Source organism: Croceivirga thetidis, from assembly GCF_012272815.1.
In the GTDB taxonomy this organism is placed as follows: Bacteria; Bacteroidota; Bacteroidia; order Flavobacteriales; family Flavobacteriaceae; genus Croceivirga; species Croceivirga thetidis.
On record NZ_JAAWWL010000001.1, the window covers coordinates 639,856 to 657,634 of the forward strand.

12 protein-coding genes are annotated in these 17,779 nt (G+C 37.6%); 8 read left to right on the forward strand and 4 right to left on the reverse strand.

The genetic code is table 11. The features are described 5' to 3' along the window. Positions 1–48: 48 nt before the first annotated feature. Entirely contained in the window at positions 49–624 is a 576-nt protein-coding gene (locus HCU67_RS02800; RefSeq protein ID WP_168551083.1) for a TetR/AcrR family transcriptional regulator, read from the forward strand. Positions 625–630: 6 nt separating this feature from the next. Beyond that, positions 631–1,665 (forward strand): alkane 1-monooxygenase, encoded by a 1,035-nt coding sequence (locus HCU67_RS02805; RefSeq protein WP_168551084.1) that lies wholly within the window; start codon positions 631–633, stop codon positions 1,663–1,665. 732 nt (positions 1,666–2,397) lie between these two features. Here the strand turns inward: HCU67_RS02805 and HCU67_RS02810 are convergent. The 3 genes from HCU67_RS02810 to HCU67_RS02820 are packed head-to-tail and all read right to left on the reverse strand — an operon-like array spanning position 2,398 to position 5,500. Continuing rightward, positions 2,398–4,380: a DUF3352 domain-containing protein gene (locus HCU67_RS02810; RefSeq protein WP_168551085.1), complete on the reverse strand. Its 1,983-nt coding sequence runs from the start codon at positions 4,378–4,380 to the stop codon at positions 2,398–2,400. A 49-nt stretch (positions 4,381–4,429) separates the two neighbouring features. Beyond that, positions 4,430–5,089 carry an aspartate kinase gene (locus HCU67_RS02815; protein WP_168551086.1) on the reverse strand — a complete coding sequence of 220 codons (660 nt, stop codon included), beginning with the start codon at positions 5,087–5,089 and terminating at the stop codon, positions 4,430–4,432. A 51-nt stretch (positions 5,090–5,140) separates the two neighbouring features. Further along, positions 5,141–5,500, reverse strand: a complete 360-nt coding sequence (locus HCU67_RS02820; protein WP_168552034.1) for a YraN family protein — start codon at positions 5,498–5,500, stop codon at positions 5,141–5,143. A 244-nt stretch (positions 5,501–5,744) separates the two neighbouring features. On the opposite strand from HCU67_RS02820, the gene HCU67_RS02825 reads away from it, so the two are divergent. The 4 genes from HCU67_RS02825 to HCU67_RS02840 all read left to right on the forward strand — a co-directional run bounded on the left by HCU67_RS02825 (position 5,745) and on the right by HCU67_RS02840 (position 13,174). After that, a complete protein-coding gene (locus tag HCU67_RS02825; protein WP_345890686.1) occupies positions 5,745–7,175 on the forward strand; it encodes a DUF1800 domain-containing protein in 1,431 nt (476 codons plus the stop codon). Between the two features lie 7 nt (positions 7,176–7,182). Next, positions 7,183–8,901: a DUF1501 domain-containing protein gene (locus HCU67_RS02830; RefSeq protein ID WP_168551088.1), complete on the forward strand. Its 1,719-nt coding sequence runs from the start codon at positions 7,183–7,185 to the stop codon at positions 8,899–8,901. Between the two features lie 142 nt (positions 8,902–9,043). Further along, positions 9,044–11,122: a methionine--tRNA ligase gene (gene metG / locus HCU67_RS02835; protein ID WP_168551089.1), complete on the forward strand. Its 2,079-nt coding sequence runs from the start codon at positions 9,044–9,046 to the stop codon at positions 11,120–11,122. 99 nt (positions 11,123–11,221) lie between these two features. Then, positions 11,222–13,174: a hybrid sensor histidine kinase/response regulator gene (locus HCU67_RS02840; protein WP_168551090.1), complete on the forward strand. Its 1,953-nt coding sequence runs from the start codon at positions 11,222–11,224 to the stop codon at positions 13,172–13,174. 14 nt (positions 13,175–13,188) lie between these two features. Here HCU67_RS02840 and HCU67_RS02845 read toward each other — a convergent pair whose 3' ends face one another. Next, the gene (locus tag HCU67_RS02845) at positions 13,189–14,145 is read right to left on the reverse strand and encodes an L-threonylcarbamoyladenylate synthase (protein WP_168551091.1); all 957 of its coding nucleotides are present in this window, start codon (positions 14,143–14,145) and stop codon (positions 13,189–13,191) included. A gap of 69 nt (positions 14,146–14,214) precedes the next feature. Here HCU67_RS02845 and HCU67_RS02850 point away from each other — a divergent pair, with 69 nt between their 5' ends. After that, positions 14,215–15,117, forward strand: a complete 903-nt coding sequence (locus HCU67_RS02850) for a histone deacetylase family protein (RefSeq protein WP_168551092.1) — start codon at positions 14,215–14,217, stop codon at positions 15,115–15,117. 68 nt (positions 15,118–15,185) lie between these two features. Further along, entirely contained in the window at positions 15,186–17,564 is a 2,379-nt protein-coding gene (locus HCU67_RS02855; protein ID WP_168551093.1) for a hypothetical protein, read from the forward strand. The last annotated feature ends 215 nt before the right edge of the window (positions 17,565–17,779 follow it).

Below are 17,779 nucleotides of genomic sequence, written 5' to 3' on the forward strand. Positions count from 1 at the left end.
AGTTAAATCAAAATTCTTATATTTGACTATTATCCGTTTTTAGTCAAAATGTCTAATATTAAAAATCAGCTTATTACTGCAGCAAGTACAACTTTCAGTAAGTACGGTTACTATAAGACCGCTATGGAAGATATTGCAAAAACTGCACAAAAGGCCAAAGGGTCGTTATACTATCATTTTGGGAGCAAAGAGCTGCTTTTCGAGGCTGTGGTCTTACAAGAATTGGAACTGCTTAAAACCGAATTAACAATCGTTTTTGAAGACCAGGTATCCGATACTAGAGTTGTTTTGCACAACTATATGTTGAAGCGCATGGAGGTCTTACGACATGCTCCTAACTATCAAGAAACCCTAAGACCGAATTTCTACGAGCATTATGATTTTGTAGACAGGGTAAAACAAGAAATGATCAATTGGGAGGTAGAACAAATAGTACATCTCATTCAACGAGGCGTTCAAAAGCATGAATTGGAACTTCCGGGAGACCATATGGTTTATGCACAGGTTCTTGTCATGCTTTTACAAGGATTGGAACCTAATTTCTATTTAAAAGGAGAATACGACCGACTGGAATCTCATTTCGATAGTCTGATAACCATTATTACAAAAGGAATCTCAAAATAGCTACACATGAAAAGATTAAAGTACTTATTTGTTTATACCATACCCCTTACAGTACTGGTAGCTTTTAATTTTCAAGGTATATGGACCTTTTTTACGTTTCTGGTCTTTTTCGGTTTGGTTCCCTTACTCGAGCTACTTGTGCCACCCGACCGCGAAAACATGGATAAGAAATTGGCAGATGATGAAAAGAACCAAAAGATATACGATTACATCTTATACGGTTGCTTACCTCTTCAAATAGGTTTTCTTATTTATTTCTTTTACGTTATTGCGGACACCCCTTTTGGGTCTTTGGAATATATAGGTAGAATAACCGCAATGGGTTTCATGTGTGGTGTGATTGGCATTAATGTTGGACACGAATTGGGGCATCGACATTCGCGCTGGGAACAATTTATTGGAGAAGTTTTATTGCTCACTTCACTTGACACCCACTTTCTGCCCTACCACAATGGTGGTCATCATAGAAATGTGGCTACACCTGAAGATTCTGCCACCGCTAAAAAAAATGAATTGTTGTTCACGTATTGGTTACGTTCGCATTTTGGAAGTTATGTTGAAGCTTGGCAACTGGAATATAAAAGATTGCATGCCGATGGCAAGTCTTGGTTTTCAATTCAGAATAGAATGATTGTGTATTCAATAGCCAATGTCATTATGGTTACTGCCATTTATTCGCTCTTTGGAACGGAAGTTCTAATCGCTTTTCTAGGGGCAGCCATAATTGGAATAGTATTATTGGAGACCGTAAATTACATTGAGCACTACGGTCTTCTACGAAAAAAGAACGAACATGGTCGTTATGAACCAGTTCGCCATCACCATTCATGGAATTCCGATCATCCTATAGGAAGAACATTATTGTTCAATCTATCAAGACATTCCGATCATCACTATAACGGAAGTAAAAAATATCAGATTCTAAAATCGCATCAAAAGAGCCCTCAAATGCCAACCGGTTATCCTGGAATGATGTTACTAGCTTTGGTGCAACCCTTATGGTTTTGGGTGATGAATAAAAAGCTTAAAACATTGGCCTAAGCTGCGTTTTATCGAAAACTTGTCTTGCTTCAAAATAATGACGGCTATCATCGTTGTAAGAATATACTTTCTTTTCTATGGAGGCAAAAATTAAGTACAAAAGGCGTAAAAAGTCAATAAAGGGTGTATTTATTCTCGTATTCTTAATTTTTCTATTTAGACTCCTATTATATTTCCTTATGGAAAACAACCTAATGGTGCATTTTAGGTTGGAGCAATAACCTATTGGTATTCTGTAAATGGTTGATAATCTGGGATAAAGTGTCAAAGAAAGCAAGTATTGGTATCAATCATTTTTTACAATTGAGAAGTCATCTCCTTCCATTCGACCTAACTTTTCTGTAATTGGGCACTGGATAAAATTGTGCATTTCAATCCTGTCGTAGCTTATATAGAAAATTAAAGCCATGACACTAAAGCGTATTTTTAAATTGGTCGTATTTATTTCGTTTGTATTCCTAGTCTTTTCAGGTGCATTTTATACTATTCAAGCCCTTGGTCTTTTAGAATATGCGAGAATGCCCTAATTGATTGACCGTTGGGTTTTTGCCACTCGTCTATAGTAATTCAGGGTACGTAGTTCAATACTAAAGGTTGGCATACCCAGAATATAGTTTTGAAATAAATTCGAGAAACTATGACTATCAAATCCCCAAACTTACTACTAGGCATGTTGATTTTAATCTCATTTATACAAGGTCTGGCAGCGGTCTTAATTTTTCTATGAGCGCGCTACAGTTGCTTTTTAATCAAAAGCTCGCCTTCCTTATTGTAGTAGCGCCATGTACCAATCTGTTCGTCATTCTTAAAGCGACCTGTCATTTTTTTTGCGCCATTGGGATAAAATTCCTGGTACCTTCCGTGCTTTTTACCATCCTTAAGATGCACTTCATATTTGACCGAACCGGAATTATATTTTTTAATGAAAAAATTCGCGCTCAAATCTACAGGGTTGATTGGAGGAAGATTAAATACAGCGGTCGTTATTTCCTTTGGAAGCCGAGAAACAGGTTGGTGTGATTTTCTTGAAACTTTTTTGACATAAAAGTCGTTCTCCCTTACATCTTCAACATCCAGATAATCCAATACCAGTCTAGTCTCAAATAAATCTTCTGCAGGAGTCAATTGAAATCCAGCATTTGGGAAGCAAATCAGAAAATCTTTGTTTTTTCGTAAAAGTATTTTGGTTTGAGCATCGGCACTGGATAAAAAGGTGTCGTACAACAAAGGAACATTTGCAAAAACGTATAGACTGGATTCATCTTCAAATTTTCGGTCAAATTCAGTAAACTCCTCACTATAGTTAAGCGTTTGCCCCAACTTAACACCGTCGATTATTGATTTGAGTGTGTTGGGATTATTACTAAAAATGACAAAATCATCAATTTGGGTAAAATAAGGTTTATCAAATTCATCAAAACGCCCACCAAGAATAGCTTTGAAAAATCCTTTGATGGAAAGAAAATTTATTTCATGCCCTTTGTACTGAACTGCTTTAAACTTAACGGGGGTCCGTTTTTTTATTTGTTTTAGCACGAAATCAAGATTTTTGTTCGCCACTTCTTTATCCTTGGTTTTTAGAATTAAGGCAAGATCGTTCTTGACGTTCTGATTTTCAGATTTTAGCTGTAATATTCCCATTTCAGAACCAATCCAACTAACAAAGTGTTCTTCGACATCAATTTTCAAGAATTTTTCGATTGTCGAAATACCCTCTTGATACGATTTAAATCTTTCAGGATTTTCATTTAGCAGCAGTTCAAAATTTTTATAAAATTCTGAGAAATCATCAAATCCATAGCTGAGATAAAGTGCGGTATTTTTTGGAGCGATTCGAGGAATTGTACGATTGCTTTTTCCAGACTTTTGAAGGGCCTGTAAATAAGTTTCGTTTTTTAAGTCAATATTAGTGAAACCATCGGCGCTCAAATTCCCCTTTTCATCGAGGTCGAGATGAAACCCAGAAAACAAAAAGGTCTCACTTGCCCTTTTTACCCAAGGTGAAGTTTGATTTGAATATTGTCTGATATAATCATCCAAGTAATCATACTGAAGATATAGCCGAAAAAGGTCTTCATAACCCACTTTTTTGTTTACCTCAATAAAGTTTAGATTTCTTCCTAACGCTGGTTCTTGGTATTGGTCTATTGAAGCCTCTACCAAAGTATGTGTGTACGAAGCCACCAATTGATTCTTTACAAAAGCAAGATGAAATGTTTCCTTTTCTTTTCTGTCGAAAATCTCAAGAATTTCATGTCCATGATATTGTCGTTTGCTCAGCGAATAATTTTCATTAAGCAAGGTATTCAAGTAGGTTTTTAGGAGTTTTAATTTTGCAATTCGTTTTAAATCCAAAACATAAAAGATGCCATAGTCTTTCGGCGAAATCATATGTATTGAAATGTACAACGAACGATCATCAAAGAATTCAAATAATCGCTTCCGTTGATTGAAAATGGTATCTACTTTTTGAATATTTTCAGTTAGTTCTGAAAAATAATCGTTGCCGGTAAGGTGAGACCAGGCTTCACTTTCACTTACTGCTTTCCAACTTTCGACCGGAGTTTCCGATTCGATTACAAATACCGCATCTTTTGGTATGAGATAAATTGGTTGCAGATTGGTTTTAGGGGAAATAACAAAAATATAGAGGAGATATAAGAGATAAATCAGAACGACTCCAATAGATCCGAAAAAGACTCTTTTTTTAATCATAATCACAAAGGGATTATAACCAAAACGAAAAACCTAAGAATTTAGTCCTTTAAAGTGTTTTCAGATCTTTAATTGTCTTGAAGGCGGTATCAACCTGATCATCATTGACCAAAATTGTAAACTCATTTGTTGTTGAAATGACTTCGTAAAGTACGATACCCTCCCAAGCAAGTCTCTGAAAAATAAAATAATAAATACCCGGAACCGAAACATTCTCTGCTGGCAGTTTTACGGTAACCGAAGATAGGTTCTCGGCTTTCTGGGTCAATCGCTCATTTTTGAATAGCGTTTCAACGGTATCGTCCAATTTATTGCTAACCACGATATTAATTTCGTTCACCCCTCGGGAAGAGGTGTAAAAGATGTCTTGATCTTCATTAACGGCCTCTAATAATTTTGCTTGTTGGGGCAGTACGGTTTCCGAAGACAAAAAGGTGTAGTCGGTTAGATTGGAGCGAACGGTAATTTCACCAATATTCTTTAGGACTTTTACAATTCTATGTGTAGCTCTAAATTCAAGATCATCAGAAAGACGTTTTAGTGCCATAACAATGGCTCCATCCTTAACATCTTTACCTAAAATTTCAGAAACCTCAGGTCTAATTTGTCGAGAAAGTGATGTTAGATTAATTATACCTTGGGCTAGCGCACTCTGTAAAAAAGGCTTCTTTTTTATGTATTGCTCAACAACCGAAGAAATGGTTTTCATTTGGATTAGGTTTCGGCAAAAATAACAAAATGTTATAAATAAAACAAATGGTTAAAAATGATGAAAAGCATCCAAGAGATGTTCGAGAATAAATTCGTTTCCTTTTTTCAGTATTGTAATAATGTCAAAACGCACCTCAACATTCAAATCGTTTTCCAATACATACTGATCAGCTGCCGAAATTAAAAGACCTATTTTCTTTCTACCAACGGTCTCAGCAATATTCTCGTGAAACTCTGAACTTCTCGAACGCACTTCAACAATAGCCAGAATATTTTTCTTTTGGGCAATAATATCTACCTCAGCTTTTTGATACCTATAATTTGTGTAACGAATACGGTATCCTTTTGAGATTAAAAATTCAACTGCTTTTTGTTCTCCTAACTTGCCAAACTCATTGTGCGTACCCATAGAAGGGAGCAAAATACGCATTGCAAAGTGCATTTCATCGAAAAAAACTGCTTTTAGTCGTGATTTACGTCTTCTCATTGTAATTTTAATCCATCTAAGAACCACACCTACCTAAGCACATAGTTTTACCCAAGAAACTATGAACAACTTTTAACGCTGACATGCTATGGATATGTTTGTTAACTGCAACACCTCCAGCCTAGCTACTTATGCCCCACCTCTAGATAAGATTAGAGTTCAGCATTTGTATAGAAGACTAGGATTTAGTGCCTCAAACGCCGAAGTAGAAGCGGCCGTTGGGCAAACCGCAAACGCCTTAGTTGATAATTTGGTCGACGCTGCCTTAGCAGCGCCTGAAATTCCTGCTCCTGCATGGTCTACTTGGACCAATGCAAATTATCCCGAAGACGATGATTTGGCAAGGCAACTGAGAAACGCACAACGTGAAGAATTTAGAATTGCTTATGGTAATGCACTATTGAGCAATAATCTAAGGGATCGCCTCAGTTTCTTCTGGAGTAATCATGTTGTTACACAATTAAGTATTTACAATTGTAATGCCTACCTCTATGAGTACATCAATTGTCTTCAAAGAAATGCACTTGGTAACTTCAGAACACTGATTAGTGAAATCGGATTGACAAATGCCATGCTTTATTATTTGGATGGTGCATTCAATAACGGTAATAATCCTAATGAAAACTATTCACGGGAGTTATATGAATTGTTTGCACTTGGAGAGGGCAATGGATATACAGAAGAAGATATTATTGAAACATCCCGAGCACTTTCAGGATATACCAATCGCGGTGAGATTGGCTGTTCTCCGGTTGGCTACAACCCCGAGAGACATGATGCAGGCACCAAAACAATTTTGGGTCAAACCGGCAATTGGGGGTATGATGATGTAATAAATATTCTCTTCACTCAAAGACCGAATGAAATAGGCTACTTTATCTGCAAGAAGCTCTATGAGTTTTTTATACACCCTGATTCACAAGACGAAACCGGAAATGCAGATGTTATCATCAATGGACTGGCAACCACTTTTGTTGCAAATAATTTTGAATTGGCACCGGTATTACGGCAATTGTTCAAAAGTGAGCACTTTTTTGACGAGACGGCAATCGGTGTAATTATAAAGTCTCCATTTGACCTATACTTAAACTTCACAAAGGAGCTGGGTTTTGGTTACGATGATGGCCTTGTTCAAAATATGATTGATGCAAGTGCCCTAATAGGTCAACAACTTTTTGAACCTGTTGATGTCGCGGGTTGGCAACGAGACCGATCTTGGATAAATACCAATTATATTATTGGTAGATGGTTGACAGCGGAGGTCTTTGTCGATGGATTCTTTCAGGCAGATCAGGAACGATTTAGAACACTGGCCATGGATTTGGTCGGTCCGGCAAATAGCAACACCAGCAACCCCGAAATCGTAGTTCGTGCCATTGTTGACAAGTTCACTCCTAAGGGTCTTTTGACAGAACAGGATTTTGAAAATGCCATGGATGCTTTCAAGATTGATGATGTGCCCGAGAACTATTATTCGCCTGATTATATTGATGGTGGACTAAGCCTTTGGATGCTTGCCGTTAGTATGGAAGCCCCTATTCAAGTGTATACCTTGCTACGCTATCTTACAAGACAACCCGAATTTCAACTTAAATAATACCGCTATGTGCGATACCCATAACCATCACGAATCACCATATAAAGGCCTAGAACATGAAGGCCACGACCTAGAACACAAGACCTGGAGTAGAAGATCATTTCTTCAAGCACTGGGCATAGCCGGTTCAGGCACAATGATGCTTGGCCATCAAATATTGTCGGCGTCGGCGCCGTCACCCCTCACTGCGGCAATTGCAAATGCCAACACCGACAATATTTTGATTTTAATTCGATTGAATGGTGGTAACGACGGTTTGAGCACCGTTATTCCTATTCAGCAATACGATTCATATGTCAACGCCAGGCCAAACATCTACATTCCTGAAAGTAAGATTCTAAAATTGACCGATGATTTTGGTGTCCCCACTTACATGAACGCAGTCGAACCCATGTGGGGCGATGGTCAATTTAAGGCCGTTCATGGTGTTGGATATGAAAATCAAAGTCTATCCCATTTTACCGGTTCTGATATTTATGCGAATACTGATTTGACGTCCAATGGATTTACTGGTTTGGACACAGGCTGGATGGGAAGGCATTTTGAAAATCTTTACCCAGATTACTTAATTAATCCGCCAGATGCACCAGCTGCAATTCAAATTGGCAGCATTTCGAACTTGGTTTTCCAAGGTGAAGAAACGAATTATGCATTTGTCACGAACAATATTGATCAATTGGAAGAAATCGCAGAAACTGGATTCTTCTATGACCTTTCCAATGAGCTGTTTGACAGTTGTATGTACGGAGACCAGTTGCGTTTCTTAAGAGGCGTTGCCAATACCACCTACGAGTATGCCGGTAAAATTCACGAGGCTTACCAACGTGGTCAAAATCAAGTGGAATATCAAGACAATGGTTTTGCTAGGCAATTAGCGTTATTGGCCCGTTTAATAAAAGGAAATTTAGGGACTAAGGTTTACATGATCTCAATGGGTGGATTCGACACCCATGGCAATCAACCATTGGCCCACGAACGCTTAATGTCAAGGCTTTCTATAGCTGTTAAGAACTTCTATGACGATTTAGCTTTTACCGAACAAGATGACAAGGTATTGAGCATGACCTTTTCTGAGTTTGGTCGACGTATTTATGAAAATGGATCGAACGGCACAGACCACGGAAAAGCTGCACCCACATTGTTCTTTGGTTCCGGCTTGAGCGGTAGCGCTTTTATAGGGGACCACCCATCACTAGATCAACCGAATAACCGAGGTAACTTGGAATATACCATGGACTTTAGGGATCTCTATGCCACCGTGCTGGCAGAATGGTTATGTGTACCAATTGCAGATGTGCAGCAACACATCTATTTTAATGCATCACACCCCTACAACCCTGTAGATCTTGGTTTCAATTGTAGTGGTGTTGAATTTCCTGATATTGCTATGGACAATGACCCGCCAACTCCGATAGACACCCCGCCAAGGCCAGATGGTGATTTGCCTTCAGAAGAATTAGCTACTGAAGTGGTGCATACGCCATATTATCCGACTCAAAATGCGCCCCATATTCATTTGGAAATGCCATTTGCAGCCCATGTAGACATTCAATTGTACAACATACTTGGGCAACGAGTCGGCACAGTGTATAACGAAATGACCCTCGAAGGTCCAACTGAAATTAATATCAGGGAAAGTGTACGTGACAGTCTTGCCACTGGCAAATACATTTACCAAATAAATGTTGCCGACCAAAAAATGAGTAAATCTGTCATGATAATGTAAGCTACGCCTACATTCTAAAGTAGCCTCCGCAAGTGCCCTCACCCCCGCCCCAAGTTTTTTGGTACTGGTACTTCGGAGGTTTCTTTTTTTCTGCCTCTTCCTTTGAGTTATTCTTTATTTTTGCGCCTTAAAGTTCAAATTGATGGCCGAAAATCAAGCCTCTAGAATAACAATTACGGCTGCGCTACCCTATACAAATGGCCCAATTCATATTGGTCATTTGGCAGGGGTCTACGTTCCTGCTGATATCTATGCCCGTTTTCAGAGATTACAAGGCAATGATGTTGCATTTATTTGTGGTAGTGATGAGCATGGGGTGGCCATCCCAATGAAGGCCAAAAAAGAAGGAGTCTCGCCAAAAGATATAATCGACAAATACCACGGTATTATTAAAAAGTCTTTTGAAGACTTTGGTATAACCTTCGACAATTATTCAAGAACTTCAGCCCAGATACATCACCAAACGGCTTCTGATTTTTTCAAAAAACTTTACGATCAAGGCGATTTTATAGAAGAAACCACCCAGCAACTTTATGATGAAGAGGCAGATCAGTTTTTGGCCGACCGATTTGTTACGGGAACATGTCCCGTATGTGGGCATCTAGAAGCTTATGGTGATCAATGTGAAAATTGCGGGTCAAGTTTGAATGCTACGGATCTCATCAGTCCAAAATCAACCATTACTGGGGCCATACCAACTTTGAAAGAAACCAAGCATTGGTTTTTACCCTTAGATCGTTATGAAGATTTTTTAACCGATTGGATTATTCAAGGGCATAAATCAGATTGGAAACCGAACGTCTATGGCCAGTGCAAAAGTTGGATTGATGCAGGATTAAAACCTCGCGCAGTTACCCGAGATCTAGACTGGGGAATTCCGGTACCAGTGAAGGATGCTGAAGGCAAAGTTTTGTACGTATGGTTTGATGCCCCAATTGGCTATATCTCCTCTACCAAGGAATGGGCTGAACGAGAAGGAATCGATTGGGAATCCTATTGGAAGGATGAAAATACCAAAATGCTGCACTTCATCGGAAAGGACAATATTGTATTTCATTGTATAATTTTCCCAAGCATGTTGAAAGCCCACGGCGATTACATTTTACCTGAAAATGTTCCTGCCAATGAGTTTCTAAATTTAGAAGGAAACAAGTTATCGACATCAAAAAATTGGGCAGTTTGGTTACATGAGTACCTGTTAGAATTTCCTGATATGCAAGATGTACTGCGCTATACCTTAACTGCCAATGCTCCTGAAACCAAGGATAATGATTTTACTTGGAAAGACTTTCAAGCAAGAAACAATAATGAACTTGTAGCCATATTTGGCAATTTCGTGAATCGTGTAGCAGTCTTAACTCATAAATATTATAACGGTTTTGTTCCTGAACCAGGTGATTATTCAGAAGTTGACTTTAGTACCCTTAAATCAATGCAGGATTTTCCATCTAAATTGGCCAATTGTTTGGAGCGCTACCGCTTTCGTGAAGCAAGTCAAGAATTAATGAACTTAGCTAGATTAGGTAATAAATATCTAGCTGACGAAGAACCATGGAAAACTGTAAAAACAGATGAAATTAGAACAAAAACAGTAATGTTCGTGGCACTTCAAATAGCTTCGGCCCTTGCCGTTTTAAGCGAGCCTTTTTTGCCTTTTACATCCAACAAATTGTCCAAAATCCTTAACATCAATACTATCCTTTGGAATGAGGTTTCCAATAAAGAAATTCTGTTGTCATCAGGGCATCAGATTAATAAAAGCGAACTTCTTTTCAGAAAGATTGAAGACCAAGAAATAGAAGCTCAATTGCAAAAACTGGAAGCAACCAAAAAAGCCAACTCCTCACAAAAAGAAAACAATATGGAATCTACGAACAATTTGACCCCACAGAAGGATACCATTACCTATGATGATTTTTCAAAATTGGATATGAGGGTTGGAACCATAATAGAGGCTGAAAAAATGCCCAAGGCAGACAAACTTATCGTAATGAAAGTTGATACAGGTTTAGACAGGCGAACCATTGTATCTGGCATTGCCGAGCACTTTACAGTTGAAGAATTAATCGGAAAGCAAGTAACGGTTTTGGTGAATTTGGCACCTCGAAAATTACGAGGAGTTGAAAGTCAGGGCATGATTTTGTTGGCCGAGAATTCAGATGGCAAACTGGTATTTCTGAATCCGGAGGGAGAAGTTGAAAATGGTTCAGCCATTAGTTAACTTATCAAATCGTTGGTTTTACTAGATTTTTCCTACATAATTTCATAATTTTATTACAATAAAACGAAGCAATTCCGTACTGTTTCTAACTGGATAGTTATGAAATTTGAAGACTCCACCCCGACTGATACTTCGGTTCAAAAGAAAAATTTAACTTCAGATGTAACATCATCCAAATCAACGATTTCTGAAAATTGGAAAATTGATTTTAATGGATTAGCAGACCATATTTCAGAAGGTCTTGCACGATGTGAGATAATCTGTGATGAAAATAACGTTCCTTTCGACTATAGGTTTCTGCAAACGAATCAAGCTTTCGAAAAACATACAGGTTTAAGCAAAGAATTCTGTCAAGGCAAAACTATTCTAGAAATAATGCCAGATGCCGAACAGTCCTGGATTGATACTTACGGCCGAGTAGCTTTAACCTTGCAAACCGAAACCATTACCGGCTACAATAAACACACCAATCGCTTTTATAAATCCACAGCCTATTCCGATAAAAAAGGTGAGTTTATGATGCTTTTTGAGGACATCACCCATCAAAAAGAATTGGAAAAAGCATACGAATTGGTTACCAAAAGTTCCCAATTAAATTCCGATTTAATTGAAAATATGCCTGATGGTTTTCAGTGGTGTAAAGTCATTAAAGATGAAGAGAACAAACCAATTGATTTTCGAATAATTGAAACGAATGCGGCCTACGCCGAACAAATCGGTATAGATCAAAATGAGATTACCGGGAAGACCTTTTTAGAACTTTTTCCCGATGTCAATCAAAATACCATCACAACACTTTGTAATGTTGGTATAACTGGGCAATCTATCAGCTTTGTAGACCAGTGTAATATGACAAATCGTGTATTTGATATTTCTGCCTTCTCCCCAAAGCAAGATGAATTTGTAATGTTCATGAAAAACATTACCGAACGTGAACGCTCTCGATTAGAATTGGAAAAAGCATATAAAAAGGTTGAGGAAAGTGAAAAGCTAAAAACGGCTTTCCTTGCCAATATGTCCCATGAAATAAGAACACCTTTAAACGCCATCATCGGATTCTCCGAACTTCTTGAAACCGATGATTTAAGTACCACTGAAAAGCAAAAATGCCTCAAGAACATTAAAGGCTCAGGAAATCGATTACTTGGTATTATTTCAGACATTTTGGATATATCAAAATTAGAGGCCAATCAACAGGAATTGAACTTTCAAAATGAGAATTTCAATGATATCATAGATTCTCTAAGAGATCAATTTGTGGTAATCAATAACAATCCAACGGTCAATTTTAAAACGAGCAAACCATTGGCCAGGAATGAAGCTTATATTTCAATAGATTCCTTGCGTGTTCAGCAGATATTTTCAAACTTGATAGAAAACTCCCTAAAACATACCGAATCGGGTTCAATTGAATTTGGGTATAGGGTTGATCACAAAGAGCTGGAATGTTTCGTTAAGGATTCTGGCAGTGGCATTCATAAGAATAACCAGAAGCTCATATTTGAACGATTTCAACAAGTTAAAAACAAAACAGGAATTAATAGCGGCACTGGTTTAGGGATTCCTATTGCAGCTGCATTGACTCAACTATTTGGTGGAAAAATGTGGCTTGATTCAGAAGTGGGTGTTGGAAGTACTTTCTTTTTCACCATTCCGTACAGGCCTCAAACCTCAAAAAATCCAGGGGAAAAACATACGATTTTAGTCGCTGAAGATGAAGAGGCCAACTTCACATTGTTAGAGCTTTGGATGAGTAAAACTTATAACGTAATTCACGCAATAGATGGCAATGATGCCATAGAGAAAGCCATGGAATCTACTACTATTGATTTGATTTTAATGGATATAAAAATGCCCTATTTAAATGGTATTGAAGCCACCAAGAAAATAAGGGAGGTAAATAAAGAAATTCCGATAATCGCTCAGACTGCTTTTGTTATGGAAAAGGAGAAAAAGGAAATTTTGGATGCAGGATGTAACGATATTATTCTAAAACCTATTAAGCGGGAGGAATTCAAAAAAATACTTCTAAAGTATATCCCCATCCCGTAACAGCTAAATAAACGCTAAGTGGCTCTGGCACGTTCAAGTCTGTCATTAATTGTTAAACCAAGTCCTGTTTTTGGAAATATTTCAGCGATTATGACATCCAAATTCAGCCTATCAAGTTCGTAAAGTGATTGAAATAAATTCTTCGCAGCTTCCTGCAAATCCCTAGCTAAAGACAAAGTCTTTACATAAGAAACGTTTTCGAATTCAGTTCTTGAAAACGACAGCACCCCAACCTTACTGCCCTTAAAATCTGGTAAGATTGCATCAAAATCTTCTGTGAGAAGTAATCTTGTTCTTGGTGAATAATGTTTCAATAGCATTCCTGGGGCAACGGGTTCTGATTCACTTTTAGAGTTTATTTTTACTGGTCCAACAATAGCTTCAATAGATTCTAGTGGAATCCCACCTTTTCGATAAACCACCGGTTCATCATCTTCAAAACCAACAATTGTTGATTCCAAACCAATTTCACATTGTCCCCCGTCAAGAACCGTAACCGACTTACCGAAATAATCGAAGACTTGGATCGCCGATGTTGGACTTATTCTTGTAAAAGGGTTTGCGCTCGGTGCTGCTACCGGAAAACTAAGGCCTTTTAATAATTCCAAGGTTGTTTTATGATTCGGAATTCGAACTCCGACTGTAGGTTTGCCCGCGGTTATGATATCGCTTATCCCATCCTTTTTTGGTAAAATTAAGGTAAGTGGTCCTGGCCAAAATTCTTTGGCTAAAAGCAACGCTTTTTCAGGTACTTTTTCAACTACTGATTTCAAAGAACCCAAATCTTTTATGTGTACAATAAGAGGATTGAATCTCGGTCTCTTTTTTACCGAAAAGATTTTTTCAACTGCTTGGGAGTCGAATATATTGGCGGCCAATCCATAAACTGTTTCAGTTGGTATGGCAACTACCTCACCCTCTTTTAAGAGGGTACGACAAAGTTCAAGATCTGTGGTGATGGAAGTATCCATCTGGCAAAGGTACTTGGTTTAACTTTTTGATTCTAAAACCAGAAACTAGATATTTGAAAAAAAGACCAATTGCTAAAAATAGCATATCACCCAATCTATAAGCATCCATTGCCTGAAGGCCATCGATTTCCTATGGCCAAATATGATCTTTTACCACAACAATTACTTCATGAGGGTACTTGTGAAACCGATAACTTTTTTGAACCAACGTACCCAGATAATGCATCAGTTCTAAAAGCCCACGAGGAGAACTATTTTGAGAATTTGACCCAATTGAATTTGAAACCCAGTGAAGTCAGAAAAATTGGTTTTCCACTTTCTAGAGAATTGGTTAATCGAGAATTGATCATCGCCGATGGCACGATAAAGGGATGTGAATTTGCTTTAAAAAATGGAATTGCGATGAATATTGCTGGTGGTACGCATCACGCCTACTCCAATAGGGGTGAAGCCTTTTGTATGCTCAACGACCAAGCTATTGCCGCTCGACATTTACAATCATCAGGGTTGGCCAAAAAAATAGTCATTGTTGACTTGGATGTTCATCAAGGAAACGGCACCGCCGAAATATTCCAAAATGACGATACCGTATTTACTTTTTCAATGCACGGCAAGGGTAATTATCCATTTAAGAAAGAACGTTCAGATTTGGATATTGCTCTTGAAAAAGGAACCAATGATACAACCTTCCTGAGACTTCTAAAAGAGACCCTACCCAGACTTATTGATGAACAAGAACCGGACTTCATATTTTATTTGTGTGGTGTTGATGTCGTAGAAACAGACAAGTTGGGCACATTGGGCATGTCAATAAAAGGCTGCTCAGAAAGGGATCGATTTGTACTGCAAACGTGTCACGAGCAAAATATTCCGGTGCAGTGCAGTATGGGTGGTGGCTATTCACCTGATATTAAAATTATTATTGATGCACATGCCAATACTTTTCGCCTAGCACAAGAAATTTATTTCTAATCAGCTGTTTAAAAATTCTTGGAAATTTCTTATTTTATTGACAATCATTAGTATATAAATTTCTGCGTATGAAAATTTCCAAATTGATTGGTTCGATTTTAATGTTTTTAGTTTTTGGAGCCAGTTCTGTTTTAACGGCTCAAACCCATTTTGACCAATTTTTGGAGAATTATGAACAGAATGGTCAAGTACCTAGGGAAATTGCTTATTTACATTTGAACAAGAATGTTTTTCTAGAAGGCGAACAATTGGCGTTTAAAGCATATTTGTGGGATAGAACAAACCAAAGACCAGCAAATGCCAGCAGAAACTTATACGTTAAGCTTAAAACTAAGAAAGGAGCAATCATTTCAGAACAAATGCTACTATTGGAAAATGGTGCTAGTTTCGGTCTTATTGAAATTGATTCTATTGCCGCTGAAAATGGCACTGTCGTACTTCAGGCATTCACTGATTACATGCGAAACTTTGATGAGACCAATCATTTCGAGGAAGAGATAACCATATTAAATTCGACAGGTGAAACGGTAGGTGCTCCAAAAACTTCAAAACCTAAATTGGAGCTTTTTTCGGAAGGAGGTTCCCTGGCCCTCAACAAAGAAAATGTAATTAGAATAAGACTTAACGGAGAACCTGCAACAAAAACAAATGTTCATGAGGTTTTAATTGAGGATGAGGGTGGAATCGTTTTGGAAAAAGTCAAGTTGGGTAAATTAGGTGAAGGCCAATTTCTATTGAACCCTAAGAAAAACAAAACCTATTTTGCTAGATACGGAACCCAAGAACCCATCAATCTATCAAAAACATTGGGTAAGGCTAAACAAACGTTGTCAATAAAAAATATTGGTGAAAATCTAGCTATAACATCCTATACCAATCTAAATTCATCTGAGAAACTTGTTTTGGCCATTCACAACGGTAAAAATGTCAAAGCGCTCGATGTGCAATTTGATGAAAATGGCGAATCGGTTCAAATTATCCCTCTAAACGATTTGTTTGATGGGATGAATATTTTCACCCTCTGTAATGAATATGGTAGTCTTATAGCTGAACGATATTACTATAAGATTTCGGCAAAAAACAACGAAACATCAAAATTGGATTATTCGTTTAGTATAGACGGAGATAGCATACGTCTTACCTTAAAAGGTATAGGAAAGAATGAACTGTACAATACTTTGAGCGCAAGCATATTACCAAAAAAAACAAAGAGTTACGATCGGCATCATAGTTTATTGTCATATACTGAGATCGTCCCTTTCACCAAAGGTCAAATTCCATTGGCAAGAAAATATTTCGAAAATGTCAACGCTAAGAATATTTATGACTTAAACAATGCACTTATTACTGTCTCCAACACCAAAAATTGGAACAACGGGATAAAAAAAGCGGGGGAAATGCAATTTCTTCCAGAAAATGGTATCACGCTATATGGAACGGTAAATAAAGGAGGTGCTAATTTTATTGCGAATGGTACATTTTATAGTGACGCACGCTCTGGTATAGTTGAAGAGGGAAGTAATACCTTTAAAATTGATGGTGTTTTTCCTGTAGCTCAAGAAAAGCTTGTACTTATGGAAGTAAACAAAAAAGGAGAATTTGAGAAACCAGGAGTATTTCTAAGATTTACTCCAATGAGTATCCCCAAGCCTAACTTACCAAAACTCGAGTTTCCTAAACTGGTAAAACTAGAAGAATCGCAATCAGAGTCTGAATTTACAGAATATGCACTTTTTCAAAAAGTAACTGTACTTGATGAAGTTGAAGTTGTTGCCAAAAAAGAGGAAAAGAGAAGAGACTCGATTCGAGATAGAAGTCGCGGCAGGGTCGACTTTTTTGATATTGATGATACAAGTCGAAATCTGCCCTTGTATGTTTACTTAAATCAATTCGGTTTTACCATGACCCAAACCTTCAATGGTCAGGTAAATATTTTTAATCGTAATCCAAACAACCCAACAAACAATATCCCGGCAGTATTCTTAGATGATTTTTTCCTTATTGATTTTGACTTCTTATATGGCTTTCGAATGGACATAGTCGACTATGTCGAAATCAACCGCGATGGTGCATCTGGGTTACGTCGAGGCGGTGGAGGAATTATCAAAATATACACGGACCCTCAAAAGTTCGCCAAATCTAAATTCAAAAAATTCGATTTCGGTTATCAAGTTCCATTAGGGTTCGAATTGCCAAAAAAATATATCACACCAGATTACCTTTCATTCAATGGAAAATTATTCAGTGATTACGGTGTCATAGGTTGGGAACCACTACTGAATATTGATGAAGAAAATAATATCAACTTGACGTTGTATAATCCTGGCTTATCCAATCTTAAGTTAACACTGGAAGGTGTGGTCAACGGAAATCAATTAATTTCGAAAGAATTGGACATAGATATTTCTGGAAATCAAGGAGCTTCTTTTCCGAGTAACAAGTTGTGAAATCCCCTTAGAAAATATTACCGATTTACTGAGTACTTTTTGTATATATTTTTATTTAGATTGATTAAATATAAATATCTTTGCCATCGCTGATGGGAAAGAAAAAGAAAGAAAAAAAACTAATAGAAACACGCTTGAAGCATTTAAATCCTAAAAAATGCAAAACCAAGTGTTGCGAAAAATTCAAAAAAGGAGAACACAAACGATGTAAGAAG

Excerpts from the sequence above, each read along its gene's own strand:
- HCU67_RS02800 (WP_168551083.1), top strand. The coding sequence starts at position 49 with ATGTCTAATATTAAAAATCAGCTTATTACTGCAGCAAGTACAACTTTC.
- HCU67_RS02805 (WP_168551084.1), top strand. The coding sequence starts at position 631 with ATGAAAAGATTAAAGTACTTATTTGTTTATACCATACCCCTTACAGTA.
- HCU67_RS02810 (WP_168551085.1), bottom strand. The coding sequence starts at position 4,380 with ATGATTAAAAAAAGAGTCTTTTTCGGATCTATTGGAGTCGTTCTGATT.
- HCU67_RS02815 (WP_168551086.1), bottom strand. The coding sequence starts at position 5,089 with ATGAAAACCATTTCTTCGGTTGTTGAGCAATACATAAAAAAGAAGCCT.
- HCU67_RS02820 (WP_168552034.1), bottom strand. The coding sequence starts at position 5,500 with ATGGGTACGCACAATGAGTTTGGCAAGTTAGGAGAACAAAAAGCAGTT.
- HCU67_RS02830 (WP_168551088.1), top strand. The coding sequence starts at position 7,183 with ATGTGCGATACCCATAACCATCACGAATCACCATATAAAGGCCTAGAA.
- metG (WP_168551089.1), top strand. The coding sequence starts at position 9,044 with ATGGCCGAAAATCAAGCCTCTAGAATAACAATTACGGCTGCGCTACCC.
- HCU67_RS02840 (WP_168551090.1), top strand. The coding sequence starts at position 11,222 with ATGAAATTTGAAGACTCCACCCCGACTGATACTTCGGTTCAAAAGAAA.
- HCU67_RS02845 (WP_168551091.1), bottom strand. The coding sequence starts at position 14,145 with ATGGATACTTCCATCACCACAGATCTTGAACTTTGTCGTACCCTCTTA.
- HCU67_RS02855 (WP_168551093.1), top strand. The coding sequence starts at position 15,186 with ATGAAAATTTCCAAATTGATTGGTTCGATTTTAATGTTTTTAGTTTTT.